This window comes from Flavobacterium microcysteis (assembly GCF_006385255.1).
In the GTDB taxonomy this organism is placed as follows: Bacteria; Bacteroidota; Bacteroidia; order Flavobacteriales; family Flavobacteriaceae; genus Flavobacterium; species Flavobacterium microcysteis.
Genome location: NZ_VFJE01000048.1, coordinates 55,140 through 80,943, shown reverse-complemented (window position 1 = coordinate 80,943; position 25,804 = coordinate 55,140). Strand labels below are relative to the sequence as shown.

At 34.2% G+C, this 25,804-nt stretch carries 31 protein-coding genes and 3 tRNA genes; 12 read left to right on the top strand and 22 right to left on the bottom strand.

The genetic code is table 11. From position 1 onward, the window contains the following. Positions 1-77: 77 nt before the first annotated feature. Positions 78-473, top strand: a complete 396-nt coding sequence (locus FJA49_RS01615) for an RNA-binding S4 domain-containing protein (protein ID WP_139998150.1) — start codon at positions 78-80, stop codon at positions 471-473. A gap of 69 nt (positions 474-542) precedes the next feature. After that, on the top strand, positions 543-1,040 hold the full coding sequence (locus FJA49_RS01610; protein ID WP_139998148.1) for a phosphoribosyltransferase family protein: 498 nt from the start codon (positions 543-545) through the stop codon (positions 1,038-1,040). On the opposite strand, the gene FJA49_RS01605 is transcribed toward FJA49_RS01610, so the two are convergent. Next, a complete protein-coding gene (locus FJA49_RS01605) occupies positions 1,032-1,550 on the bottom strand; it encodes a shikimate kinase (protein ID WP_139998146.1) in 519 nt (172 codons plus the stop codon). The genes FJA49_RS01610 and FJA49_RS01605 overlap by 9 nt on opposite strands. A 128-nt stretch (positions 1,551-1,678) precedes the next feature. Between FJA49_RS01605 and FJA49_RS01600 the strand changes: the two genes are divergently transcribed. The 3 genes from FJA49_RS01600 to FJA49_RS01590 all read left to right on the top strand — a co-directional run bounded on the left by FJA49_RS01600 (position 1,679) and on the right by FJA49_RS01590 (position 1,979). Beyond that, positions 1,679-1,751: transfer RNA gene (locus tag FJA49_RS01600), tRNA-Lys, on the top strand. 33 nt (positions 1,752-1,784) lie between these two features. Next, positions 1,785-1,857 (top strand) — tRNA-Lys (locus FJA49_RS01595). Between the two features lie 40 nt (positions 1,858-1,897). Further along, positions 1,898-1,979 (top strand) — tRNA-Leu (locus FJA49_RS01590). A gap of 410 nt (positions 1,980-2,389) precedes the next feature. Here the strand turns inward: FJA49_RS01590 and FJA49_RS01585 are convergent. The 4 genes from FJA49_RS01585 to FJA49_RS01570 all read right to left on the bottom strand — a co-directional run bounded on the left by FJA49_RS01585 (position 2,390) and on the right by FJA49_RS01570 (position 5,684). Further along, positions 2,390-3,304: an NmrA family NAD(P)-binding protein gene (locus FJA49_RS01585; protein ID WP_139998144.1), complete on the bottom strand. Its 915-nt coding sequence runs from the start codon at positions 3,302-3,304 to the stop codon at positions 2,390-2,392. After that, complete coding sequence (locus FJA49_RS01580) at positions 3,291-3,707, bottom strand: hypothetical protein (RefSeq protein ID WP_233590050.1); 417 nt, start codon at positions 3,705-3,707, stop codon at positions 3,291-3,293. The genes FJA49_RS01585 and FJA49_RS01580 overlap by 14 nt, the downstream gene beginning before the upstream one ends. 27 nt (positions 3,708-3,734) lie before the next feature. Next, positions 3,735-4,727 carry a DUF6268 family outer membrane beta-barrel protein gene (locus FJA49_RS01575; protein WP_139998142.1) on the bottom strand — a complete coding sequence of 331 codons (993 nt, stop codon included), beginning with the start codon at positions 4,725-4,727 and terminating at the stop codon, positions 3,735-3,737. A 66-nt stretch (positions 4,728-4,793) separates the two neighbouring features. Next, positions 4,794-5,684, bottom strand: coding sequence for a helix-turn-helix domain-containing protein (locus FJA49_RS01570; protein WP_139998140.1), 891 nt, complete (start codon positions 5,682-5,684; stop codon positions 4,794-4,796). A 116-nt stretch (positions 5,685-5,800) separates the two neighbouring features. On the opposite strand from FJA49_RS01570, the gene FJA49_RS01565 reads away from it, so the two are divergent. Further along, positions 5,801-6,274: a hypothetical protein gene (locus FJA49_RS01565; RefSeq protein ID WP_139998138.1), complete on the top strand. Its 474-nt coding sequence runs from the start codon at positions 5,801-5,803 to the stop codon at positions 6,272-6,274. Between the two features lie 10 nt (positions 6,275-6,284). Here the strand turns inward: FJA49_RS01565 and FJA49_RS01560 are convergent, their stop codons facing one another. From FJA49_RS01560 to FJA49_RS01540, 5 genes are all read right to left on the bottom strand, one after another. Then, positions 6,285-7,217: a Dyp-type peroxidase gene (locus tag FJA49_RS01560; protein ID WP_139998136.1), complete on the bottom strand. Its 933-nt coding sequence runs from the start codon at positions 7,215-7,217 to the stop codon at positions 6,285-6,287. 88 nt (positions 7,218-7,305) lie between these two features. Further along, entirely contained in the window at positions 7,306-7,911 is a 606-nt protein-coding gene (locus FJA49_RS01555; protein ID WP_139998134.1) for a CDP-alcohol phosphatidyltransferase family protein, read from the bottom strand. Positions 7,912-8,119: 208 nt separating this feature from the next. After that, entirely contained in the window at positions 8,120-9,175 is a 1,056-nt protein-coding gene (locus FJA49_RS01550) for a hypothetical protein (protein WP_139998132.1), read from the bottom strand. 503 nt (positions 9,176-9,678) lie between these two features. Beyond that, positions 9,679-10,170, bottom strand: a complete 492-nt coding sequence (locus FJA49_RS01545; protein WP_139998130.1) for a hypothetical protein — start codon at positions 10,168-10,170, stop codon at positions 9,679-9,681. Between the two features lie 95 nt (positions 10,171-10,265). After that, positions 10,266-11,036, bottom strand: coding sequence for a hypothetical protein (locus tag FJA49_RS01540; RefSeq protein ID WP_139998129.1), 771 nt, complete (start codon positions 11,034-11,036; stop codon positions 10,266-10,268). A 300-nt stretch (positions 11,037-11,336) separates the two neighbouring features. On the opposite strand from FJA49_RS01540, the gene FJA49_RS01535 reads away from it, so the two are divergent. Beyond that, positions 11,337-12,062 carry a response regulator transcription factor gene (locus FJA49_RS01535; RefSeq protein ID WP_139998127.1) on the top strand — a complete coding sequence of 242 codons (726 nt, stop codon included), beginning with the start codon at positions 11,337-11,339 and terminating at the stop codon, positions 12,060-12,062. A 137-nt stretch (positions 12,063-12,199) separates the two neighbouring features. Here FJA49_RS01535 and FJA49_RS01530 read toward each other — a convergent pair whose 3' ends face one another. The 6 genes from FJA49_RS01530 to FJA49_RS01505 all read right to left on the bottom strand — a co-directional run bounded on the left by FJA49_RS01530 (position 12,200) and on the right by FJA49_RS01505 (position 16,871). Then, on the bottom strand, positions 12,200-12,592 hold the full coding sequence (locus FJA49_RS01530; RefSeq protein ID WP_139998125.1) for a VOC family protein: 393 nt from the start codon (positions 12,590-12,592) through the stop codon (positions 12,200-12,202). A gap of 40 nt (positions 12,593-12,632) precedes the next feature. Continuing rightward, complete coding sequence (locus FJA49_RS01525) at positions 12,633-13,145, bottom strand: hypothetical protein (protein WP_139998123.1); 513 nt, start codon at positions 13,143-13,145, stop codon at positions 12,633-12,635. Positions 13,146-13,150: 5 nt separating this feature from the next. Beyond that, positions 13,151-14,560, bottom strand: a complete 1,410-nt coding sequence (locus tag FJA49_RS01520; RefSeq protein ID WP_139998121.1) for a S41 family peptidase — start codon at positions 14,558-14,560, stop codon at positions 13,151-13,153. Positions 14,561-14,686: 126 nt separating this feature from the next. Continuing rightward, entirely contained in the window at positions 14,687-14,878 is a 192-nt protein-coding gene (locus FJA49_RS01515; RefSeq protein WP_139998119.1) for a hypothetical protein, read from the bottom strand. Positions 14,879-15,004: 126 nt separating this feature from the next. Continuing rightward, complete coding sequence (locus FJA49_RS01510; RefSeq protein ID WP_199758344.1) at positions 15,005-16,510, bottom strand: phytoene desaturase family protein; 1,506 nt, start codon at positions 16,508-16,510, stop codon at positions 15,005-15,007. 1 nt (position 16,511) lies between these two features. Continuing rightward, complete coding sequence (locus tag FJA49_RS01505; protein ID WP_139998117.1) at positions 16,512-16,871, bottom strand: winged helix-turn-helix transcriptional regulator; 360 nt, start codon at positions 16,869-16,871, stop codon at positions 16,512-16,514. A gap of 92 nt (positions 16,872-16,963) precedes the next feature. Between FJA49_RS01505 and FJA49_RS01500 the strand changes: the two genes are divergently transcribed. Continuing rightward, positions 16,964-17,335, top strand: coding sequence for a DoxX family protein (locus FJA49_RS01500; protein WP_139998116.1), 372 nt, complete (start codon positions 16,964-16,966; stop codon positions 17,333-17,335). A gap of 74 nt (positions 17,336-17,409) precedes the next feature. Here the strand turns inward: FJA49_RS01500 and FJA49_RS01495 are convergent, their stop codons facing one another. Both FJA49_RS01495 and FJA49_RS01490 read right to left on the bottom strand, forming a co-directional pair. Beyond that, positions 17,410-17,973 (bottom strand): hypothetical protein, encoded by a 564-nt coding sequence (locus FJA49_RS01495; protein WP_139998114.1) that lies wholly within the window; start codon positions 17,971-17,973, stop codon positions 17,410-17,412. Between the two features lie 83 nt (positions 17,974-18,056). Further along, positions 18,057-18,884 (bottom strand): phosphatase PAP2 family protein, encoded by an 828-nt coding sequence (locus FJA49_RS01490; RefSeq protein ID WP_139998112.1) that lies wholly within the window; start codon positions 18,882-18,884, stop codon positions 18,057-18,059. A 771-nt stretch (positions 18,885-19,655) separates the two neighbouring features. Between FJA49_RS01490 and FJA49_RS01485 the strand changes: the two genes are divergently transcribed. Continuing rightward, positions 19,656-20,285: a hypothetical protein gene (locus FJA49_RS01485; RefSeq protein WP_139998110.1), complete on the top strand. Its 630-nt coding sequence runs from the start codon at positions 19,656-19,658 to the stop codon at positions 20,283-20,285. A gap of 59 nt (positions 20,286-20,344) precedes the next feature. Here FJA49_RS01485 and FJA49_RS01480 read toward each other — a convergent pair whose 3' ends face one another. Then, the gene (locus FJA49_RS01480) at positions 20,345-21,280 is read right to left on the bottom strand and encodes a hypothetical protein (protein WP_139998108.1); all 936 of its coding nucleotides are present in this window, start codon (positions 21,278-21,280) and stop codon (positions 20,345-20,347) included. Between the two features lie 226 nt (positions 21,281-21,506). On the opposite strand from FJA49_RS01480, the gene FJA49_RS01475 reads away from it, so the two are divergent. Both FJA49_RS01475 and FJA49_RS01470 read left to right on the top strand, forming a co-directional pair. Further along, positions 21,507-22,502 carry a DUF4421 family protein gene (locus FJA49_RS01475; RefSeq protein WP_158629429.1) on the top strand — a complete coding sequence of 332 codons (996 nt, stop codon included), beginning with the start codon at positions 21,507-21,509 and terminating at the stop codon, positions 22,500-22,502. Between the two features lie 78 nt (positions 22,503-22,580). Next, positions 22,581-22,985 (top strand): lipocalin family protein, encoded by a 405-nt coding sequence (locus tag FJA49_RS01470; protein ID WP_139998104.1) that lies wholly within the window; start codon positions 22,581-22,583, stop codon positions 22,983-22,985. Between the two features lie 223 nt (positions 22,986-23,208). On the opposite strand, the gene FJA49_RS01465 is transcribed toward FJA49_RS01470, so the two are convergent. From FJA49_RS01465 to FJA49_RS01455, 3 genes are all read right to left on the bottom strand, one after another. After that, on the bottom strand, positions 23,209-24,426 hold the full coding sequence (locus FJA49_RS01465) for an MFS transporter (RefSeq protein WP_139998102.1): 1,218 nt from the start codon (positions 24,424-24,426) through the stop codon (positions 23,209-23,211). A gap of 63 nt (positions 24,427-24,489) precedes the next feature. Then, the gene (locus FJA49_RS01460) at positions 24,490-24,765 is read right to left on the bottom strand and encodes an ArsR/SmtB family transcription factor (protein WP_139998100.1); all 276 of its coding nucleotides are present in this window, start codon (positions 24,763-24,765) and stop codon (positions 24,490-24,492) included. Positions 24,766-24,922: 157 nt separating this feature from the next. Then, the gene (locus FJA49_RS01455; protein ID WP_139998099.1) at positions 24,923-25,387 is read right to left on the bottom strand and encodes an Lrp/AsnC family transcriptional regulator; all 465 of its coding nucleotides are present in this window, start codon (positions 25,385-25,387) and stop codon (positions 24,923-24,925) included. Between the two features lie 189 nt (positions 25,388-25,576). Between FJA49_RS01455 and FJA49_RS01450 the strand changes: the two genes are divergently transcribed. After that, on the top strand, positions 25,577-25,756 hold the full coding sequence (locus FJA49_RS01450; protein ID WP_139998097.1) for a hypothetical protein: 180 nt from the start codon (positions 25,577-25,579) through the stop codon (positions 25,754-25,756). Positions 25,757-25,804: the final 48 nt, after the last annotated feature.

The window sequence follows — 25,804 nt, the reverse complement described above, 5'->3', positions numbered from 1 at the left end:
TATTATTGATTTTAGAGGCGCAAGATACAATTTTGATTTATTTTTGTAAATAAATTAACGTAGAATTTAGTTTTAGAATGAGAGTAGATAAATACCTCTGGTGTGTTCGATATTATAAAACACGCAACATGGTTACTGAAGCATGCAAAAAGAACCATATTACCGTAAACGGACAAGTTGCAAAACCTTCAAAAGAAGTCTTCCCTACGGACAAGATTACCTTCAGGAAAGATCAGATTATACATACGGTTATCGTCTTAGACATTCCACAAAACCGTGTGGGCGCCAAACTTGTTGATATTTATCGAAAAGACGAAACTCCTATTGAAGCATTCCAACATCTGGAACTCCTGAAACTTTCAAAAGAACACTACAGAAAGCATGGTGAAGGAAGGCCAACAAAAAAAGACCGTAGGGATATTGACGGATTTAACCTGGATTTTGACGATAACGAAGACGATACGGAACAATAATTAAAATATAAACGCCCACATATTACAAACAAGCAAAGCGTTTTTTATCTTTGAAAAAAATAAATCAAAATGAGCAAGAATATCATCCTCAACAACCAAGAAATCGAACACAAAATCCTTCGAATCGCTTATCAGATATACGAAACTTTTGTTGACGAAGAAGAAATTGTCATTGCCGGAATAGCGAAAAACGGTTATGTTTTTGCTGAAAAAATTGCTCAAAAACTCACCCAAATATCGCCTTTGAAAATAGCTCTTTGCGAAGTTTTTATTGATAAGCAGAATCCGCATAAGGAAGTGACTACATCTTTAGAAAAAAAGCAATACGAAAACAAGGGTCTTGTTCTTGTAGATGATGTATTAAACTCCGGCACTACACTAGCCTATGGCGTAAAGCACTTTTTAGACGTTCCTTTGAAGAAATTCAAGACTGCGGTACTTGTAGACCGAAATCACAAGAAATACCCTGTAAAAGCCGATTTTAAAGGGATTTCACTTTCTACCTCATTACAAGAGCATGTTCAGGTTGTTTTTGAAGACAAGGAAGACTATGCTTATTTAAGCTAGGATACGGTTTATTTCATCTGCGACTTCTTCCGGAGACTTGTCATCGACAGGCACAATATGTGTAGCCTGATTGTAGTAATAACTGCGATCAAAAAGGTGCTTTGCTATATACTCTTTCATTTCCTCTTCTTCCTGCTCTGCAATCAACGGACGGTTATCTCTTATAGAAAGCAGCCTGTTATGAAGAGTTTCTATCGAAGCTTTCAAATAAAAAGAAGTCACCCCATCACCATTAAGCAATTCGTGATTGTTAGCATAGCACGGCGTGCCACCACCCAGACTAAGGATCATTTCTTTTTCAGATGAGATCAATTCTTTAAAAATCTGATTTTCCAGCTTCCGAAAAAAGACTTCTCCCTTCTGTTCAAAAATATTTTTTATAGACATTCCTGCTCTTTCTTCGATAATTTTATCCAGATCAAGAGCCTCGATTTGAGTTTTTTCAGACAGCAGATGGGCAATTGTTGACTTACCCGACCCCATATAACCCAATAAAACAATTTTTATCATTAAAGTAAAACCTTATAAATTAAGGCATTATAAAAGATTAGTAAAAAAAGACAAATTTAAAACAAAATTGCTTTGAAAAATAAATAATAAGAACGTATATTTGCACCCGCATTCAAGAAATTAATAATGACTCGATAGCTCAGTCGGTAGAGCACATCACTTTTAATGATGGGGTCCTGGGTTCGAGCCCCAGTCGGGTCACTACAAAATTTTGAAATTTCATTGAATGCTAAAGACTCGATAGCTCAGTCGGTAGAGCACATCACTTTTAATGATGGGGTCCTGGGTTCGAGCCCCAGTCGGGTCACAAAAGTTATTCGCTACGGCGAGTAACTTTTTTTGTTTACGGCCACGTGGAGAAATTGGTAGACTCGCCATCTTGAGGGGGTGGTGCTGCAAGGCGTATGGGTTCGAATCCCATCGTGGTCACTTCAAAAAGGACAAATCGGAATAATTCTGGTTTGTCCCTTTTTTTTAATCCACAATCTATTTTCAAGCAATAGTATAATCTTCAGTATTTCTTTTCTGTTTTTTGATTTTACAGCATAGGTAATTGTCAAAAAATCAATGCACTAGTTAAAAAGATAATTTTTACGCATTATAGATATAGGATTATTACTTATAAATATGTAATTTCCGCAAATCAAAACAAGATTGTCCCTTCACTTAGAATGAAAATTATGCCTTTTATTGAACGTTTTCCAGATGGTGTTTATTTTAAACAGGGCAATGAAACAACAAGAAGATTATATTCAGAAAATAGTTTTTAGTTTTTTTTAATTTGGACTTCCGGAAATCAGTAATGGTTTCTGGAAGTTTTTTTTGACGGAATATGAAAACTAAAACAAGAGTTTCCAAAGCGGCTTTCTTTTAAAAAGATGCCTATATTCCTGCAGGTATTCATCCATGATACGTGGTTTTCTTAAAATTAAGCCTGTAACCGTATCCGTTTCCGGCTCTGGAACCTTGATTGCCAAATCATCAAGTTCGACAATATGGTTAGCCAACCAATTGGGTAATTTTGCTTTTTTGGTTAATTGACTAAATAGTTCGCCTGGCTTAATGTCTACATATTCAATTTTCCGTCCGGTTATTCGAGATAATTTTTCTGCCATTTCCACATTTGTAATAGCCTGCGGACCTGCCAGAATAACGGAACGTAACTTTACTTGTTCCGTTGCCAATAAATAATTTACCGCTACGGTTGCCACATCACGACAATCGACATAATTTCTCTTAGCATTTCCTAATGCCCCGTAAATTTTACCAAAATATTGAATCGTGAATGTATTTCGTTCCCAATTTTGCATAAACGAATGCGGTCTCAGGCAACAGAACTCATCTATGTTTTGGATAAGATAATCGTCTATTTTACTATGCCATTGGCTGACTTCTACGTGAGCTGATGACTGAACTATTGGCGCTGACAACTTCACGATTCTTTTAATACCGCTTTGTTTGGCTGCATCAATTATATTAATTTCATAACCAACCTGATTTGGAGATGTTGCAGTCAGCAGAAACAAAGCATCTGCCCCGGCACAAGCTTTTTCAAGCTGTTCTTTTGAATTTAAGTCGGCACTTACATAGGCTATGTTCGACGAACCGCTATCTATCAACACAGGATAAGTGCGTTCTGGATTTCTAAGAACTCCCCTTGCCATACAATCACGATCTTTTAACTGGCGCATTACTTCTTTCCCAACGGTACCAGTACAGCCGAAAACAACTATAGTTGGTTTAATTTTTTTCATCTTTATAATTTTTTACTTTTTGACGGATTGTTATTATTGTTGCTCCCAGAAAGGCTGAAAATGTTATGTTGAAGTATTCTGATGGCAGATCAAATAGGAATGCGCAAAAGGCACCAAGACTAATCATTAGCAAGATGATAAGCAGAGCTCTCACCCACTTGTTTTGCACTAAGATCTGTTTTAACTCGAGTTGCCAGAGTATCATAAAGCTCAATATGGTTGATACTAAAGATGATAGCCCTATAGTTGTATAGCTAGCCATCATAAGCTCCGTTTTTTGAAGAAAATAGCCTGATAGAAAAGACATCAGGGTAGGAAATACATAAGAAGGCACAGCTGCCAGAACTAAGGTACGCAGGCTAAAAGCTGAAGGAAGTTGATTTGTGTTTTTCATGGCACTCATGTGATTTATTTAATGGATTTTAATTATTTATCTTCTACCAATGCGATAGGTCAGTGTGGCTTTTCCGTAAGCCATATTAGAAACAGAGAAATCGTTTACCGATTTTTGGTTGGTATCAAACAATTCATAACGATTCAAAAGTCCAACTCCTCCTTGTACCTGAAGCCAGACACCTCCTATCAAATGTTGGTGTAACTGCAAGCCGCCATGAATAGTGGAGAATTGAGCATAATCGACTTCTTTACCATTGTAACCACGATAATTTTTCAGATTAAACCGTGTCCAGTCTATCGAACCAGCCAAACCTATCTGGGTATTTGCGTTTACGTTATAGAGTACGTTTAACCTCGGCCAATAAAACTGGGCCAGCCATTTATTGTTTGTGCTTCGATAATCAAATGATATTCCTGGAGTAATCAATGTCTCACCGAAGGAATACATGGCATGGACACCAAATCCAATTTCAAGATTCAATTCGGCACCAAATTTTTTCGATACTCCAAGTATTCCGTCCAGAATAAGATCATTAGAAGAAACGGACTTTTCTCCTGCAAAAGTGGGCATAGCTATCGTCAAAATAGACCACTTACTTGAAATAGGGTGTCTGATAACTATTACGGATTTGATTTCCTGAATTTTTTCAATACGATTGGGATCATCTGTATTGTTATCGTAATTGAAATCCATCAAACGGTAATTCAGATTACTAAAGATGGTAGTTTTTCCAATTCTGATAGGTGGCACAGGCAACCAGGCATCATAAGTATTCAGTTGAAACTTATTCCCTGAATTTAAACTTTCGGGTGGCAGATCTTTAAAAGTAGCTTTAGCATGACTAGTGATAGCAACCCCACTAATATCCTGAATAATCTGGCCATGGCTTTTATTTGAAAAAAAGAGAGAAAAAAATAAGAATAAACAAAGACATGACCCTTTGTCCATAACTTTATATTTAAAATGAGAAGTAATTGAAAGTTTGCTACTGCTAACACTGTTTTTAATAACTATTAATGTTTTCATCTTCTTTATATTTAATAATACAAAGGTGGTCTGAAAACAAGAATTGCTTTAAAACTAAATCACACTTTACTCGGACAAATCTTGCATAAAAGAAATTCGATATTCCGATGGGGTTACTCCGGTTATCTTTTTAAAGAGACGCCCAAAATAACTAGGGTCGCCATAATTGAGCTCAAAAGCAATTTCAGAAATGCTCTTGGTCAAGTCTTGTAAGAGCAACTGGCTTTGCAGGATACTCACTTTGTTGATCCATTCCTTTGGACTTTCACCAATGGTTTCTTTGATACATCTATGAAGGTAGTTTTCGGAAACAGAGAGTTCCGTGGCATAAAATGAAATTGGCTTATGTTCCAGATGGTATTTATAAACCAGTTCCTTAAAATTGAAAGTGATTTCAGCACTTCGGTTTATGTTTTTATTGAGTTCTTTGCTTGAAGTAAAAATTTTCTGCAACCCTGCTTGAAAAAGAGAGTAACAGATACCAAGGTTTGGATTTGGCTGGTAAATCTCAATACTCAACAGTTCAAATAAAGAGGTTAACCATACACTACTCTCTTCAGGCAAATCAATAACCACATTGACAGAAAAGAGTTTAATGAGCTCTTGTTTTGATAACAATTGGTTGAGCGTCTGATCTTCGAATAAAATCATATGTCCGGCTGCATCCGGACTTACTTCCATTAATGAAGTCACATTGCCTTGCCTTACAAATAAGATTTCATTTTCTTTTACGGGCACCAAATTAGCATCTACCTGCTGTTTTGCACTTCCTTTGGTAATATGAACTATAAAATTGAATTCTGGTCTATGCAACGGTGTAGGCACTTTAATAAAACCCGATGTTTTTGCTATATCGTGTATTTGGATGGGCGTCCTTAAAATCGCAAAGTCAGTCGACATTTCCGACATAAACTCTCCTCTGAAATCTGTTGGAGTTATTCTTTTTATTTTAGTCATGGCGTAAAATTAATAGCATATATGATATATTCGTATAAACTTTCGTTAACAAAAAAAGGAATTTATATTACTTTTCTAATGGTATATTTTTTGCAATCTTTTATAAAACAAATCAAATGATTCCGCAGAAATCAAAGGTTGAAATTTTACATGAGGAAATAACAAAACTATATTCCGTAGGTATCCAAGCCCTATATGAAATAGACGGAATCGGTCATGCAGCACTTCAAGTCTTAAAATCGTTTACGACAACAGACCGTAAGGAATTAATCGAAAAACTATCCTCATGGAGTAATAAAGATTTAGAATTTCTTGCTTTTGTTTTGCATGACGATTTTAGCGAAACCTATGAGGATAACTACCTCTTAGGACATATATTTACTTTAGCAAATGATGCATTAGCAAGTAACCTTTTAGATCAATGGATTATATTTTTCTTTGAGGAAAACACCGTTGAATCAATAGCACTTTTGGATTCGATGCTTAACAGAATTGAAGGATTGCGATTAAACAGTTACCTAGACGAAACCACCTATAAATACTGGGTTGAGTATCTCACAAATTTGAAAATGAAGCAAAAAGGCCTGTAACCCTACCATTCTATCCTGAAAAATCAGCAAGCATATCCAATGAAGGAACGAAAAACAATGTTCCCGTTTTGGCAGTACTAAAATCCAGAATACGATCATAATTGCCTGGAGGATCACCTATAAACATATTGGTCAGCATTTTTTCTACTGTACTGAAAGTACTTGCATAACATATAAAATAGGTTCCCATTTCATTTGTAGCAACATTTCCAAAGGGCATATTGTCACGAACAACCTTTAAATCATCACCCACATTGGATAAGGCTATATGCGAATTTTTAGGTTTTACATCATCATCCATTTCTATATCCTGATCCTTCGACCTGCCTATTACTTTTTCCTGTTCTTCAACAGAAAGCGATTTCCATGCGTCAAGATTATGGATGTACTTCTGAACGAAAAGGTAGCTCCCTCCCTGATATTTTAAATCCTGTTCATTGATTACTGAAAAATAATCCCGATCTTTTCCATGCGGATTTTCCGTTCCATCCACAAATCCTAAAATAGATCGGCTATCCCAATAACGAAACCCCTGAACCTCAACAGCACAATCTGCAATATCTTTCATAAAGTCCGAAATCATCGAGGACATGTCATAAGCAAAACTTTTTTGGTCAGAGCGGATATGAAAATGAAGATCTCCTTTAGTCGCAACGGCAATATGTTTATCGCCTACAATAGGCTCAAATGCTTTCAACTCTTTTGGCAGCGGTTTTGGCAAATCAAGTTTTAGCCATGCTTCATGACCTATTCCCATAACACAGCTCGCTTTAGAATCCGGAAACCGGTCAAGGGCAGAATTATTGATATTTATTACCAAAGCACATATTCTTTGGAATCCGGCCTTTATTTTTTCTGCCAGAATATCTTCCTTGAAATTCCATACCAGAAAATAGGTATTATCATTGGGATAATCGGTTACATTTTGAGGAGTATTACTCATAGCAGGTCGGTTTATTATTTCACGGTTGTTTTATTCAAGTTTTCCTTCTTCCAGCTTCCACAAAAACATGTTCTAAGATACTTTATTATTAGCCGTTAAACAATTTTCTTCGCTTTATTTCTTTCCCTTTTCTGAGCTGTATTGCATGATAAAGCGAAGGAACATCGTTTGTCCACTTTTTTAGCGTTAGGATAATGCCTATGATTTCAATTCGCGTAATGATTCCAACCCAAAAACACATTTGAAACAGATAAGTCGATTGACATTCAACTATTACTTGAATAAGCGTTCCAAATAATAATAATGTCCAAAATTTTGCACCAAGTGAATGTGTTGCTATTTCTTTCCTAAACTTTAAAAAACTGATAGCATATGTCAGAATTTCGGTTCCAATAAGAATAGAAACCAATAGTATATTATTTTTAAAAAACTCCGGACATTGGATATAGGTTGCAAACGCAACACAAATGAAAAAAATTTGGTCAATAGTAGAATCCAGCCTTCGTAGCAGTTGTGTTGAAATATTTAATTTTCTTGCAATAATTCCATCGAATATATCTGTCAAAAGACCAATTGTTAATAGAGATATAGCTATTGGCTTGTAGTTTTCAATATTTATATAGCTTATAATAACAATTAGAAATCCGATTACTAATCTGGAGAATATTAAAATTTTGGGGATTTGATTCTTCATTAATAGACACAAAAAAGGTTAGCTTTCAATAATTTTCTCTTTACGAACTTTGCGCCTCTGCGTCTATGAGAATAATTATTTTCTTGCAAAGACGCAGAGGCGCAAAATATAAATAAGCCTACAGAACATATTGATATAACGTTCCGGCAATCAATATAATTTAAATTGGGTTCAACTTTAGGCTTTTACCCTAATCGGCTGTTGTTTTCTATTTTAGTTTTGTTAGTGCTTTAGAGTTTCTCAACAAAAATACATATTGAAAATAATCTGTCGTAAAAGTACCTTCTTTTGGAACAATATTTTCTCCAAAAATTCTCGATTTCACATTTATTAGATGTTGTGATTTAAAGTAAGGTGAATTTGGTGCATCAATCTTGAAAAGTGTTATTGCATTTGGTTTACTTAATTCTTTCAGGTCTTTTATTCCCTTAACTAATTGCAAAGGACCATCTGCATTAACCCAATCAATTTTTTCGTCTTCTGGTGTTGGAAATTGAGGATTTTTAGGAAGATACATTTCACTATCTATCGTATAACTAACAAAGCTGGTGGTTTTAATACCTGATTTTTTTAATCCTGAAGCAAATGTTTCTTTTCCATTTTCTGTTTTATTTTGTAGCGCATGGAAATATCCAAAAAGTCCGTAGAATTTCTCATTTTCGAGTTTCATTTTTTTGATGACATTTTTAAAATTCACCAACATAACAGAATCTCTTGATACTTTTGAAACATCATCAAAATTCTTGTCTATTCCAATTACAGTAATTTTTAAGGAATCCGATAGCTTTTGATTATAATCGTAAATCTCATTCCATTTATCAAATAATTCCTGACTGGATTGTTGCGGAATTCTTTGATTTATAGCCACAACAACTTCTTTTAATTTCGTTTCGTCTTTTGTATCGCTTTTCAAAAAGACATTTAGCTTTTTGGCTGTCAAGCTATCCATCTCTGCAATATAATATTTAACTCCTGCCTTTTTGTTCAGGAAGAACAATAGCTCTTTGTCCAGTCTTTGATTGTCGGCATAACCATGAATTTCTCCTAAAAGGAAGACCTGTGATTTGTAAAAATCCTCGTCAAACAATTCACTATTAATTGAATCTGTGATTTCAGTTTTATTTTTTGTCAGATAGCTAATGTTGTCTTCATTTTTGGATCCCAGAAATAATTTGTTGCTTATAAAAAAATATACGAACAAAAGTAGAAAGATGCTTATAATAGCTGTAAATGTGAACTTGATGATTTTTAAAAATTTCTTCATGGTTATTGGTTATATTTTATTTTGATACAAATGTATCTGTGGCAAAATGAATGCTCAATTTTTAATTACCGAACTGTTATATTTTTATGATGAACTGTTTTTAAATTCAAAATCAAACAACCTTATAATCTGCTAAAAAATAAATAATAAAAGAGCTTACTTAAACCCCAAAACCCGCTTATAAAGCGGGTTTTGGGGTTAATGGAATCTATATCTGCTTTTTACGCAGTTTGATTTGACTTAAATAAAAACTCAGCAATATCAGATTATAATTTACACCAATTCGGTTTCATAAAGTGATAGTAGCAAAAGACTTATTTTTTAGAATTTATTTTCTTCAGCAGCAGTACTAACAAAAAGAAAATAATCAAGAAAATAAAGAATGAAAACAAAATATATCTTTTTAAAGGTTAGAAAATCAAATCTTATGTCAGGCAGTGAAGTCATTGCCTGGAAAGATTCATAAAATAAGTCCGGATATCAACTTCTGTTATTTTCGAAAATCATATTTCCATCAAAATAAACTCATTGTTTTCCGGCATATATATCATACTATTTTTACAGATAGTACTACAGCCGCTATCTTCGAGACAATCATAAATCAAAGAACCACATGAAAACTTGCCATCACATTCTTTAGTCCAAATATCTTTGCCTCCCTTAGTACAAGTAACCTTGTATTTTTTCCCTGGTGCTATTAAACCTGAATCAGCTGGATTTTCTTTATTTAATGGTCTTTCAGATATGGGAAAAAAATCCAGTTCTTTCTCTGTTATATTGATGATTTCTATCGTTTTATTTTCTTTATCCCATAAATAATCAATATAAAAGGCATTATCCACTTTTTTTGTTGATACATTTTCTGCTATAACTTTCTCAAAAAAAGAATCAAGAGGAATTTTTTTATTTTGTAAATTTTCCAATGTATTCTCTTCGTGCTGACAACCGATTGTTACCAAACAAATTGCTAAGATTCCGTACACAATTTTTTTCATGGCTTTAAAATTTAAATTATTAAATACCTGCATTCTTTAGGAATTTAGATTCATGCCGGCAGTAGCGGATGAATTAAATCTCTGTTTATCAATTTTTATGAAAAAATTAAATCTTTTAACACCTCACCAGCTGATGCCCCCAAACCTGCCCCTGCTACTGCTCCTATTGTAACAGGATTAGGACCTAATAATAAAATTACTGCTTCGGCTGCTGCTCCTCCGGCATCTACTGACCCATAGCGTTTGACATTACACCATGTACGTTTCCACCATCCGCCTTCTTTACATTTCTTATCAGCGGAATCAGTCAAGTTATTTCGATTGGCTAGTCTGGCCCATTGTTCTAAGTTTGTAGCCCAATAAATGATTGAATTAGTAAACACATCTGTATAATATCCCCAAACTATGAAATCATTTCTATCCCTTATATATTGAGGTCTATAGGATAAAACAAAGTTTTTAAATTCATTTAGGTTCCTGAAATCAGCATTATCTAGCCTTCGATTTAAATTTTCTATTTCAAAATTCAAGCGACTTGAAAAATTATACCTTACATTTCGGTTATTTACTGTATACATATAATTTTGCATTGCTAAATCAGAATGCTCAAGTGTGGAAAAGAATTCTCTTGAATACCCATGGATATTTGAGGCACTTATATTTCCCTTTCCTCTCAAATAGGCATACATCTCATCTAAATAGGCATTATGTAATTCCCCAGCGGTCATTGTCGATAAGGCTTTCCTTTCTAATTCAGAATCCTCATTTTGGTTAGAAATTACCTTTTCTTCAATAGTAGAATCTGAACTGTCACACGATAAAAGTGTTAAACTGCTTACTAAAAATAAAAACAATACTTTTTTCATGGCTTTAAAATTTAAAAATTGATCTCTACTCTTTTTAAGGATTTTCGAGTTACTCCTGATGAAGTTCGTTTTTTTGATATAATAATTTTCTTTTGCAAAAGATTGATTTAGTTAAAATTACTTGTAAAACAGTTAATACCCGCTACACAAAAAGGCAGAATTTACTTTCAAAATGAAATTCCACCCTTTTGTGTAGTATATTGAATAACAAACAATTAAAACTATTTTCTATTTTTGTAAAAAGCCCACACAAAACTTCTACTCAGGTAGTGGAAAATATATGCACTTAACTTTTGAGCCATGCAAAACTCCAATAGTAAACATTCAGAAGAGGCTTCACATACAGCTTATATGGAAATAGCAAAAGCTTTCGACCAGCTTACTTATAAAAGCATTTATATATTTGACTCTATTCAAAAAAAAATTGAATACATATCAAATCATCGCTTTTTCTTGCATAACCGCACATCGGAAGAGATTATAGGAATGGGTGAACAGCTTTTTTCTACCTTCATCAAAGCAGAAGATCATTCCATTGTAAACCAGGCCAATCAAGCCGGCTCTGCATTTTATGCCACATTACCTGAATCAGAACGCAAAAGCTATACATTAGCATACAACTTTCATCTGGTTGACGAAAGCCAAAATACCTTGCTTGTCAACCATAGGCTTACACCATTACTGTTAACCAATAAAGGCAAGATCTGGAAAATTTTGGGTATGATTTCATTGGCAACAAGCAATTTACCTGGAAATATCACCCTTACCAAAGATGGTGATACTACCATTTTGAAATATGATATCGAAACAGATCAATGGATATGCCATAGCAAAATAGCACTTTCTGAGAGAGAAATCCAGATTCTTCGGTTTTATGCACAAGGACTTACTATCAATGAAATCGCTTCCGTGCTGAACTTGTCTGCCGATACTATTAAATTTCACCGCAGAAACCTGCTTCTAAAAATGGAAGTCAACACTATTAACAAAGCGCTAGCATATGCTACGGCTTATAAGTTGATATAATTTTGTTGTTACGGTAAGATAAAACCACATTCAGAAATAACGAGTCGACCATTGAAAATGACAATAGGAAGTAAAGGTTATAGATTAGCAGTATTTAGGAGTCAAAGAAAACCTTATTGGCTCTCAAAAAACAAACATCAACCTATAGACGTGCAAATTTCAATTAAAAAGCCATCAAGGTCTCTAATATAAGCAACGACTTGTCCCCATGGTTTTGTTTTCGGATTTTCAACAAGTATTGCCCCTGCTTTTAGGGCCGTTGAAACGGTTTCATCAACATTTTCTGTTGTAAAACCTATTTCAATTCCAAATGGTTTGTCAGCTAAATTGCTTTCTATAAAACCATCTTTCAAATTTGACTTTGCTAACGATATTGAGGCAAACGAAAGTATCCTTTCTCCTACTAAAAGCTCACCGTAGTCATTTCCGGGTGACACAAATTTTCTGGTAAAACCAAATGCATTTTCGTAAAATTCAACAGCTTTGGTTACATCCTGAACATATAGAATAGTGTAAGCAAATTTTATCATTATGAATTGTTCTTATTTGTTATTGTTGTTATCTAAGCTATTATTGCTTTAATTGGCCTATTCTTTTCAAAACTTCAGTCAATTCTTCGGGTTTATTAGTTCCGATAAGCAGTCTCTTACTGTCAGTAAATTCAATCTGTAGCCCTTTATCTCCCGAAACGTTATAGGCTTTTCCATTTCCTAAAAAGCCATAACGCAAGCCCCAACCTCCATATTCAGCAATTGGAGAATAGTGTCTTACAAAGGATTTTGTCAACTTTTCCCATGCAAAATATTTAAACTTTAAATGGAAAGGAAAAAAACGAACATAAATCCCGTCTTTCTTAATTAGGGTATCAAGTCTAAAGTTCAGAAATAAAATCATCAGGAGAATAGTCAATCCAGCGGCTATCAAAAGTCCTGTGTTGCTCATGGGCTTGTCACCAAATTGTTGCCCATTAATCACTTGCTTAAACACACCAAATAAAAAAAGTCCGTTTATCCCTAACAGGATTAGCCAAAGCCACCATTGTTTGAATCTCTGTCTTTCTGTAAATAGGATTTCGTTGGCCATCGTTTTTATTTACCGTTTAAAGTTTCATCTACAAATTGTATCCAATTGTATTCCGATATCGAGTTATCAATAAAATAATCGGGTTGCAAACCTATATCGTCAATTGCAAAATCCGGAATTCTATAACTTCTTGACAAGCCGTAATACAATTCAAAATCTTTGCAAGGCGATTCTATAATGTTGACATTAGAAATATCAAGCATTCCGTGGGTAGTCTTCCCATATAGTTTTACTTTCTTGCTTTGTTTTGCAGTCAGTAAAAACTGTTCAGTCGTACTTCCGTTTTTTTCGTTAATGATAATACCTACGTTTTCCGGATATTTTGTTATTTCTTTCTGTGTCTGTACAAAAACATCTTTGTCAAAGATATTTACAAATTTGCCCAAAGAAGCAGTCAATGTTTCATAATATTTTTTGAAACTTTCCTGAGATTCTTTGTCAAAATCGGGATTTTGTGAAAGCTCCAACATTCTTTGATTATTAAGAGGCGTAGAATAAAACAAAGTGCCTACTGTTCTTATTGGGTTTGTATATAAAAACGGTATCAATGCACTATAACTCGCATCACTTCCTCCCGGATTATTACGAACATCAATAATCAGGTTTTTTGTTGCTAAAATTATGTCCCTGTTTTTTGCAATTATACTGTCAATATATTTCTTTTCAGAAATTTCGAAGTCCGGAATTCTTAAATAGGCTGTGTTTTCATTTAATTTTTCAAATACCGGTTTTGTCGTACCTAATCGTTGGATCTCTTTCAAAAGGACAGCATCTTCCTTAAGTTCCGGATATGTTTTTTGTAAAATCGTATTATCAAGTTTTAAATACGTATTTCCAATAGCTGTAATTTTACTGACTTTTTGCGGAGATTTATTTCCTAAATAAAGAGTTCCGTTATTTTCAGTAAAAACAGTTTTTACATCTCCCACTTTCCAATTTTTATTTGTGGATGAAAGAATAGTTCCTACATATTCGTTATTTCTCTGTTTTATAGCAATAACATAACTTCCAAAACTCCAAATACCTTCATATTTGTTTAATGTTTTCTTCTTGTCTATATATTTTTTAAAATCTTTCTCGTTAATAGGAAGGTTTTCAACAGTAAAATTAGTTTCCTGAACAGGCTCTTTTAAGTATTTAATTCCTATATGCCCGTCCCGAAAAAACCTTACCCATTTATCTATCACTATCGCACATTCTTTATCATTTGGGAGCTGCTTTGCCTTTTCTAAATACATTTTACTGTGTAGCTCATAAGCATCTTTTCCCTTTTTACTAACAATGTATTCAAATCCTGCATCATTTTCTTCAAATGTTTTCTTTACCCAATTAAAATTGCTTTCGCAATCACAATTTTGAGCGTAACTAAAAGTTGAAAAAGTTAATAGTAGAAAGGGGAAAATTCTTCTTTTCATTATGTGGTAAGTAATTTTTATGTTTTGTATTAAGTTTAATTAAAGAATCGTTGCTGATTTTTCACATAAATCCGCCTAACGCAACTGTAAAGTAGCATCGCAGGCATATTCCTGTAAAGGCTGTTTTTATTTTTTTTGTTTGTTTTTGTAGTTTTTCACCAGGATGTAAATGGAGAATAAAAAAGTAATCCCATAAACAATAGCTAATCCTGTATGTTCAAATTTTAGGGTTTTAAAATCGAACTGCTTGAATAAGACGCTTCCTAAAATGATTGCTATAATGCCAAAAATAAATGATGACGCTTTGTTATTTTCCATGATTTTCAAGGTTTTAAAAAGATCAATTAGTACTCTAATTTCGTATGTAATATATATCTTTTTATACTACTTATTATCTGCTGTATGAATATTCATTTTTATTTAATAGCTACTTAGCCGATATTTTTATTTTTCAGCATATTCACTTGCTATTCTACCTGAAATCAATCCTGCAACAGTTCCAAGTCCTGGCCAAGTATTGTCACCCGTAAGCCACATATTTTCTATTCCTATGTCATGCGGAACTGCATTAAAGTTTGAATTTTCAAGAGTCTGTTTAAACCCTCCAACATTTCCTTTAGTCCTGTTTGTGAATTTTTGATAGGTTAATGGCGTTCCTATTTCATAAATAATTGCATTTTCACCAAGGCTTGGATAGACTTTTCTTGCACTTTCAATTAATTTTTGTCCGATATCCTGTTTTTTTATTTCATATTCAGTTTCTGATAAATTTTGCCATTCGGAAAGTTCACAATGAGTTGAAATCATTACAGAACGAAATCCTGCTGGTGCTGAAACAGTATCGCCTTTTGCGGATATTGAAATAAACATATTATTTCCATTTCCTAACTCTGCTTTATAATCCAATAAAATCTGATGATGAGTGTATGTCTGATTAGAAATTTCCACTTCAGGAACACCCAAAAAAACGACTATTGCACTTCCTTGATGATTCTTGTTTCTTTCTATGTATGGCTCTAATTTGCTCTTTACAGCATCAGTCCCAATTTTATACGTAAGATCAATTGGTAATGAGCTTATTATCTTTTTAGACTTAAAAACTCCTTTGCTTGTAGTTATACTCCAATATTCCTTTTCATGTTTAAAATCTACAACCCTATTTCCTTTTTTTAATGTCCCTCCTATTTTCAAATAATGGTTTGATAAATAATGCCAAAAACTCTTCATCCCTCCGTCTGCCCGCATAAGTCCAGCGCCTCGAATAGTAGTCCCTAATGCCGAATTAATAAAAGGTGCTTTGTCAATACTACTATGAACTGTGTCTTCTATAAGCATTGAGAGTAAACCTAGTAGCGGTTTATCATCTTCCAAATTGTATTTTTTTAATATATCAAGCATTGTTGAATTGATATATTTTGACAAATACAAATTTTGTATTCCAATCGCTTTTATTACAGCATAAAAATCCTTCGGACTACGGATTGGCAATTTGACATTTTTCCTACTGGCATTCCAAAAAGTTTCAGTTACCTCGTCCATTAGTTTCCAAAATTTAATGTGCCTGTCGGTTGATCCTAATTTATCTAAACGCTCCCTTTTCCATTTTTCAATATCTCGATAGAGTATAACTTGTCTGTCAGGTAGCCATGCAACATATTCAATGTATTCTCCTTTTGGAAGTTCTAAATTAATATCCCTAAAGAAATTTCCACCAATTCCACCTTCTACGAAATCTACCAAAGTAGTAGCCCCAACATCAAATGAAAAATTCTTTTTTGTAAAAAACCCTGCACATCCTCCCAATTGTCCATGGGATTCGAAAACAATTGTCCTATATCCTTTAGTTTGGAGTCTTAATGCGCTTGAAAATCCTGAAATTCCGCCTCCGAAAATTGCGATATCGTACTCTTCTATCATTGTATTGCCTAGTGTGGAAATAGTGCTTCCCATCCTATTTATCCCCTAAATTATCTTCACCCCATTTATCCATCAAATCTAATAGAGGCTGAAGTGATAATCCACGTTCTGTCAATTCATATTCAACCTTTGGAGGTACTTGCTGATGAACAATCCTATTAACTAATCCGTCTTTTTCCAGTTCTTTTAATTGTGAAATCAGCATTCGTTCAGAAATCCCGACTAATCTGTTTCTTAGTTCGCTATACCTAAGTATTTTTTCATTCAAGAGATAAGACAGTATATTTATTTTCCATCGTCCTCCAATCAAAGACAGGGTAAATGCAATGCCACAGTTGTTATTCCAATACGCCTCATTGATACTGTTGGTTGAATTCTCTTTTCTTTTATCCATACTTACTTTTTTGTTAGTACCCTACAATTTTGTATGTTCTATTTTTTACGAAAGTTAATAAAGATATTTGCTAGAACAAAAAAATATATAAAATGAAAACTATTGTACCAATCATTCATTGGCTAAGTTATGCTTATTATGTTTATGTATTCGGATATGCTTCACTGTTTAAGGTTTTTCAGAAACAATCTATGATGCAGAGTATGCAATCTTTGGGTTTCAATAAGACCTGGACAATTATCATTGGTATAGGTGAGCTAATAGGCGTGCTCCTAGTTCTAATCGGATTTTTTAAACCTCATTTGAAAAACTTTGGAATACTGCTACTATTTCCTTTTGCGGTGGGAGCATTTACGGCACATATGGCACATCAGGAATATCAACATTTTTACAATTCCTTACTCATGTGTATACTTACCTTTATTCTGTTGGCAACGGATAAAAATTTTAAGATAACACTTTAAAAAACTGCTATTTACGGTTCGCATAACTGTTGTTTCTCTTGTAAAACTGAACGGCAGTTATGCTTTCATTTTTATCAGAATTTATAACCTATCCGAAGGTGCAAATTTATCGTTACGTCACTTTCGTTTTCAAGATAACCAGCCTGTTTAGCGAAAATATACCTGTATCCAATTCCAATACCAGCTTCATAATTAAACTGTTTTGCTATATTCCTTCTGATTCCCCAGGTTGGTATCACTGAAATGTCACTAATAATATTTACATCATCATAATTTGAAATAACAAACCAATCCGGGTGATAACTCGTTTTAAGCGAAATAAAATTTCCACTATTTCCATCAATTCTTTTTGATTTGGGTTCTCTTTTATTCAAATTGTAATACCAACGTGGCTCGACAGTTATTATAGGTGTCATTAAAAATCCTGTTTTATCATAATAATCGCCTCCCCAAATTCCGCTATCTAAACCTACTTCTGTTCTGGTGACAATCTGATTTGATAATTTGGTTTCATTATACACCCAAATACCCAAAAATCCAGTCTGAATTCCAAATAATGTTTTTTCAACACTTGCATTTTGGGATTTTGCCGTAAAACTAAGGCTGCATAACGTTATGGTTATTAAAATTTTTCTCATTTTTATTTAGTAATTAAGTGGTTTAAAATTGTTCTAAGTATGAATAAAATCAGGAGTTTACTTACAGAAAAATGATTTTCAGATTATTTTTTAACATAGATAGTAATAATTTTATACAGCGAGACGATTAAGCTAGCTGTTGCGAGATAAAACAATACCAGATTTTGATTAATTATTCTGAAGGTAAGCAAAATACAGCAGATTAGAAATAACAAAATAAAAACAGGACAGTATTTTTTATTGCAAATCCAGCCCCAGAGTCTGTATTTCCGACTGATAAAGATACCTGCAAGTCCTGAGATATATCCGACGATACTGCCTACTATAACATCAAGCGGATAATGGGCTCCTACTCCTACTCGCGTAAAAACAAGCACCAACCCTGCAGCTATAATTGCCAAATACCATGCGATTTTTGATTTCAAACTCTTAGGCATAAACGAAAACAGCAGAACAGTAAGTACAGTAAAGACTGTAATAGAATGCCCAGAAGGCAAGCTGTTATGTCCAGTTAATTTTTTCCCGATGATAATAAAACTATCATCACTAAATACAGCTGCAGGCCGTGGTATGGCAAATATTTTTTTTAGCAAACCGGCCAATAACAAAGAAACCAATGAGCCTGACAACAGAGATTCCCAGACTTTTGAAGCATAAATGAAGAAAATACTTAAAAGCGACAAAATAACCAGGGCATCTCCTAATTGGGTAAGATTGATCTGTAGGTATGGGTATTGCCCCAGATACTGATTGATAAAAAAGAAACTGTCCTTTTGAATTTGTACATAGCCTTCAACACACAAAGCATTTTGGCTATAGAGAAACAGAACAACTACAACTAAGAGAAATATTGGCAACAAGAATAAAGGCAATTTGAGCCTAGCATAATTAATAATAACATTGGTGTTCATATGCCCATTTTTTTACATATGCACTTGCTAAATTTATTTTAGCAGATACAGAATATAGTTTGTTGGGCTTAAAAACAATTTGACATATAAATGCCAAATAACAATCTTATTTTGCCAAAGGCAGATTGTCAGTGCTAACGTTCAATAGAATTTCTACTATTGAATCCTACCGAAATGTTTTATGGGAGTATAGTATCTTCTTTTTCAGATTTAAGAAATGGTTATCGCATCTGATTCGCTAAACTGAGAATAAGTCTTGCTATTGATAATAATAAGTGTAGTAAACTTGCTTTTTCATGGTAAACTATTTTTAGTTGGCATTTATATTGGCAATAAACAATCGAAGAACGATTATCTAACTTTATATACAAGCACATTTAGTGCTAAAATCTCTGGCTATTTCAAACAAACATAATTAATCATTTTAAAACAATATCACAAATAAAACACAAAATATATTGAAAATTGTATTTTTTGTTTGATTTTTACGTTATCAAATTAAACGCCATGTACACACAATTAAACACTATCAAGCATCTGACACTATCAGATCGCAACTACTACACAACTGATTCAGAGGATGAAAGGCTGTTCAAACAGACTCCTATCTAACGATATTGCTATCAGTAAGCCATTCGCTGTTTTAAAGTATTAAAACAGACAATTCTCAAATTGAACATTGACTACGAAACTGGCAAACGTTGGCATCCAGAAACGACTATTTGATTCTAGGAACTAAAAACTCGTTTAATTAACAATAATATATATACCATGAAATTATTAAAAGCACGAATTAAAGAATTCAACGAAGTAATTACTCATCAACTTGATGAAGATTTTACAGACTGGTTTAGGGTAAGAAATACGGAGCCGGCTTCTACTGAGCAACTCAATGAACTTTCTACTTATTTTGAAACGGAAGTACCTACTGCATTACAAAAGTTCTATCAACAGTCAGGTGGTATATGGAATCAGTCTGAAGATTATCATATCAACATACCGTCGGTTTTCAGATTGCTCGAAGAACTGAAAGCAGAGCAAAATTTTGACAAACGGTATTCTCTGGGACTCATAGATGCCATAAAACATTCTTGGGGTAATGATCGCCCTGAATTCAATCATATATCTCAAACAAAAATTGATTATATCAATACGAATTATAAATGTATTGGCCTATATCGTTATGATTGGCAACTGGAGGAGGCATTTTATATTTATTTCGACGACAGCCATCAGTTTGGGCTGGTTCGCTACCATCAGGATGAGTTTGATGAATTATGGGACGAACATCTGACGCCTATGCTCACGAGAACCCAGGCTGATAAACCATTAGAACAATTGCTTATTCAGGTTTTAGATTGCCTAGAAGAAGGCATAATTAATGATTCCGGTGAAGATTAGCCGTAGATTGTGTTTAAAGACAGGCTCAAAAACAGAGCTTGTCTTTTTACTTATTCATTCTATTCAATTTTATATACCTGATTCCCACAATCCAAAATTATCTTCCGGTTGAGAAATAGCTTATTTCCAATCATTCCCTGCATTCCTGAGAGTTTCATCAAAAAGTTTTGTGCTTTTGAGGTTCCTTCTATGCAGGTCACTTCAGAAAGTTGGAGTATTTTGTTTCCAAATCTTATTTCCTGATCTGACAGAGCAGTAATTACCTTCAGCTCTTTCCCCCATGAATTTCCTTTTTCAGTTTTTATTGTATTGTTTGTCTTGTATTTTTCCCATTTGTCCCTATTCATAATAAGCTCATAACCGCTGGTTCCCGAATCGTACATCAGCTTAAGGTTTTCATCGCCAATCGTTGCAGGAATTAATATTCTTCGCTTTTTAAATTCAAATTTGGAAAAATCACGCTCTTCTATTGTTTTGGAAAAAGAGCAGCGGCTGTTCTTAAAATCCAACGTGATAATTCTTTTTTCTAATAAGTCTGTGCCAATAGTGCCAATTATATTCCGGGCATCGGGATTTTCAAAATCAGCTTTACTGCCATAATCCAATACCTCATAAGCACCTGACGAAACCTTCATTTTTTGAAGCAAAAAATCCAATGCAATTTTTCCTTTTTCTGTACTCATCGGAATTTTATCGGGAAATAAGCTCTTGACAGATTCCAACGAGTTCTTATAGAATACAGTAACCGGCGAACCCAAATCCAACTGCATAAAAAAAGGCTTATCTATTCCTTTAATCCGGACTGGTAAAAGAAGAGCAGCATATGGATTTTCATCATCTCCTTCCCATTGCATTGGTATATCTTCTGAAATGCCAGAAACATCGAGGTAATTTTCAGGTGGCGAGAATTTTTTTTCAAAATAAAAATAGCCACCAATCAATGATACCACAAAAAGGACAAGTAGTCCCAGCAAGATTTTTTTTAAAGTTTTCATCCCGATTTCTTTTTTTATGCAAGATTCGGAATACAACTTGAATTTAATGATAAATACAGGGCGTCATTATTACGACAATTTTACGACAGCATTATAAACAACTGTATTACAAAACAATACAAACCCTACTCTTTTCTGATATTCAGAATCAAAAACGTCACATTATTATAACCTGATGTTTTTCCTGCTCATTTATTTTATTACTTTTATAAAGATTTTTTCTACAATGAATAATCCTGACAGGCAATTTGCGTTTTCTACCACAATGAAACCTTATATTTTCCTTTTCTCTATTCTTATGACGTCTTGTGTATGGGCACAGCGCGATAGCACCTATATCAAGCCTTATGAACATAAATTCTCATTACGAACCTATCTTGCTATAAATTTCCTGTCAATGGAACAACAGACAGGTACCGAAGAATATAAAAAATTCATGCCCAACAATCCTCCTAATATCGGATTGGGATTTTCATTAAACAATACGATTGTAAATGTCAGTTATGGGCAGGGATTTAATTTTATGAGAGACAAAGAAAAAGGGAAAACCAAAGCATTGGACCTTCAGATACACAATTATGGGAAGAAATTCATCTTTGATGTTTTTATTCAGCGATATCGTGGATTTTATGCAGAAGATGAATCCGGCAATGTGCTTGCTCTTTATCCGGATCTGAAAATTCAGCAATATGGTGTCTTTGGACAATATGTCTTCAATAATAAGAAATTTTCATACAGAGCGGCCTTCAACCAGAATGAGAAGCAACTGAAATCAGCTGGGAGTTTTCTGATTGGCGGTGGCGTTTATTTTTCAAAAATAGAATCCGACAGTTCCTTCGTGCATGAGAAAAGAAACTCGTTACATAATTTTCAATTCGGAGTAAGCGGAGGTTATGCCTATCTATGGGTCATCAATAAAAGATGGTTTGCCGGGATCTCCACAACAGTAGGAGTTAATATTGGTTCTGAAAAATTCAACACCTTTGGCAAAGAAAGAATTGAAGTTTATCCAACGTTATTTCCACGTGTAGCCTTAGGATACAATACTGAAAACTGGTCTGCTGGCTTTTCATATGTAAACAATACCATATTTTCTGCCTTTTCAGATAACGACAATGCTAATGTCAGCCTATTTTCTGGAAATTTTAAAATTTCCTATATCCGAAGGCTTGACTCCTTTGATTTCTTAAAGAAGAAGAAAAATCAAAGGACTCAGGATTAAATAATTACTTACAAAAACCTTCTTTTTTCTTACTATTTTATTAATTTGGTTGCTTGCTAACATTTTAATAAAAATTCTATGAAAAACATTTTTAGAGTATCGTTCGGCTTGATTGTCCTTTTTACAGTCATTAGCTGTTCCAAAAAAGAAACTGGTCCGGAACTAAACGGAACATGGGAACTCCGGCATATTGCAGGAATACAAGTTGCCGGAGCTAATCCTAATCTCAAAGCCGGCAATGGCAATTATTTCAAATTCGACGGACAGAATTTTGAAAGATATACCGATGGAAAAAAAACCGAAAGTGGCAGTTTTTCTATTACTCCGGAAGATAATGTAGCTATCAACGACAAAAAAGCCAATTACAGCATCAAATTCAATAATGAAGAAAAGGTGTACATCCTTTTATCTGACAAAACGCTGGTTCTTTTTAATGGAATTATCGCAGCAGACGGAACGGAATTTACTTACGAAAAGCAATAAACAGAAAAAGGCCTCTTATGGGGCCTTTTCTATTAATAATTCTCAAAAAATTTATACCAAAATACATTCTAAAAACTTTGCGACTTAGCGTCTTTGCGAGAGAATAGTTGCTCGCAAAGACGCTAAGCCGCAACTATCTTCTTCCATTGGTAGAAATCACAAAATCTGTGTAATTTCCCTAATCTGTGGCTAAATTATAAGCTTCTCGATAGTCATTAAAAAATTATTCACAAGAAACGACCTTGACTGGTTCGGCTTCTTCTTCTATTAATTCTTCTATCTCTATTGCTTCTACTACTACCTTACGCTTCTTTTCTAACGTAATAAAAGTAAATCCAAAAGCCAGCAACAGTAAAGGAACGCTTAACCAAATAACTTCATGCACACCATAATGTGCTATGACAAAACCTCCTAACAAAGTTCCTAAGGTAATACCCGCATTAAAGAAAGAAGGCATCAGTCCGTTTACACTTTCAAGCGCCTGTTCAGGAACGCCGTTTATGATATGGATGTTGGCTGCCAGAAAACCTCCCGTGTGTATGAATCCCCATATAGAAAGAATAATAACCATCGGAACAAAAGCACCTCCAAATTGATACGCCAATAAATGGATTCCGATCAGGGAAAGTAAAAACAATCGGTTGGTCAACATTACATTCTTGCTGAGTGCAATTCCCATAAGCCAGTTTCCTACAATACCGGTAATACCAAAAACCAACAACATGATGCTAATCTCTGTTCCATTCATGTGCGAAATCTTATCCATAAATTCAGCCAGATAACCATACGTTGCAAACATTCCTGCTACAATAATCAGTGATGTGAAAAGCTTAAACCATACTTGCGGCTTGTCTAATACTTTAACCTGATTTTCCGCAGACGGCTTTTCTTCCACCGGCATTGAAGGTACAAAAACAGCCAGGGCAACAAAAGCAACAAGATTTATGACTCCAGCCAGGATAAAGGAAGCTCTCCAATCAAAAAGATCGGCCATATACGTTGTGATAGGCACACCCAAAACAGTCGCCACACTAAGACCTGCCATAACAACAGAAATTGCTTTTGGAGCGTCTTTAGGCCCGGCTTGTTTAGCTGCCGCCGACATAGATACCGCCCAAAAAACAGGATGCAGGAAAGCAGGCACGATACGGGCAATCATCAACATGGTAAAATTGGGAGAAATGGCCGAAAGCAGATTCGAAAGTACAAAGGTTGCTAAAACAGCACACATAATTGTTTTACGGTTTATTTTAGCAGTCAGCATGGTTGTAAAAGGACCCGCAACCGCAACGGTCAAAGCAAAAGCGCTTAACAGCCAGCCAGCTGTGTCAATTGAAACTTGAAATTCTTTAGCCAGCGTGGGCAAAATACCAATAACTCCAAATTCTGTGGTAATGATACCGAAGGCTCCTAAAGCCATTATATAGATTGATTTATTCATTAATTCAAATATTTAAATGTTTCTATTAATAATAAAGATTAAAAAAATTGTGGACAAGTAAAGCTAACCTTTCAGGTTATTCAGGCAGGCAATATAATCGTCAAGCACTTTTTGGTTGAGTGAGTATTTTAGGTTTCTTCCTTCTTTTTCTGGAATAAGAAGATCGGCATCTACCAATTGTTTAAGGTGATGGGAAACAGAAGGCTGCGTAAGGTCCAGCATATCATTAACCTCAGCACAATAAACGCCATCATGTTTTTTTTTGAATTGCTGTAGAATAGCAATCCGGCTTACATCGCTTAAGGCTTTGGATATTTTCTCTATTTTTTTGTTATCCATCATCATAATTATGATAAAGATTTATCTGGTAAATCCATTACAAAATTACAAAACATATCGAAACATATAAATATATTCATGGATAAATCTGATTTTAATATCAGCAATTTCTATTCTTTAGAATCAAGGCCTTGAAAAACACGGCTTCTCTCCTATTCTACAGGCAGTTGATTACTGAACTTTCTTTGATACTCCTGATTACAAAAGCGCTTTTGATATTGGAAATAATTTCAAGCTTGGAGATTTTGTGTACGGCAAAGTTTTGATAATCTTCCATATCATCCAACAAAAGTTTTAATAAAAAGTCATAGGTTCCTGCAATATAAGAAGCTTCCAATACCTCATCAAGTCCTAAAACATAAGCTTCAAATTCTTCAAAAAGCGATTCCTGATGTCTGACAAGCGTTACCTGGCAATACACCAGCAATTTTTTACCCAAGGCTTTTGGATCAATTACAGCCGCATAATTTTGGATCACTCCCGATGATTCCAACTTTTTGATTCTTTCATGAACAGGCGTAATTGACAGGTTTACTTTCTCTGCCAGCTGTTTTATTGATTGTTTTGCGTCTTTTTGAAGCTCTAACAGCAATTTTCTATCGGTTGCGTCTAGTGTTGTCATAGTATGATTTTCTGTTTTGGATAAAATGCTCGCTACAAAACTACATAAACATACTATTAAAATTAACTTAAAAAGAAAAATATACTGATTTTAATATCATTTACAGAATTAAACTATTTTATTAAATAAATTTGCCACAGAAATATGGACTAATAATTTGATGCTAAATCAAATAGTAAAATCTAAAAAATGAATCAGCTTACATACATCAGCGAAAACACTTTTTCAAAATCTAAAAACTTTTTTGGCTTTTTAGAGGGTATGATGCTATGTAAATGTTGTTGGCATAATGCTACAACCTGCTGTACAAATTCTACTTCAATGTATGGCAATGCATCAATGAGTTATTGGTGTATGGACATCTCTTAAAATTGTAAGACCTCAACTTTGTATAAAACAAAGGAGGCTTGTGCGAGC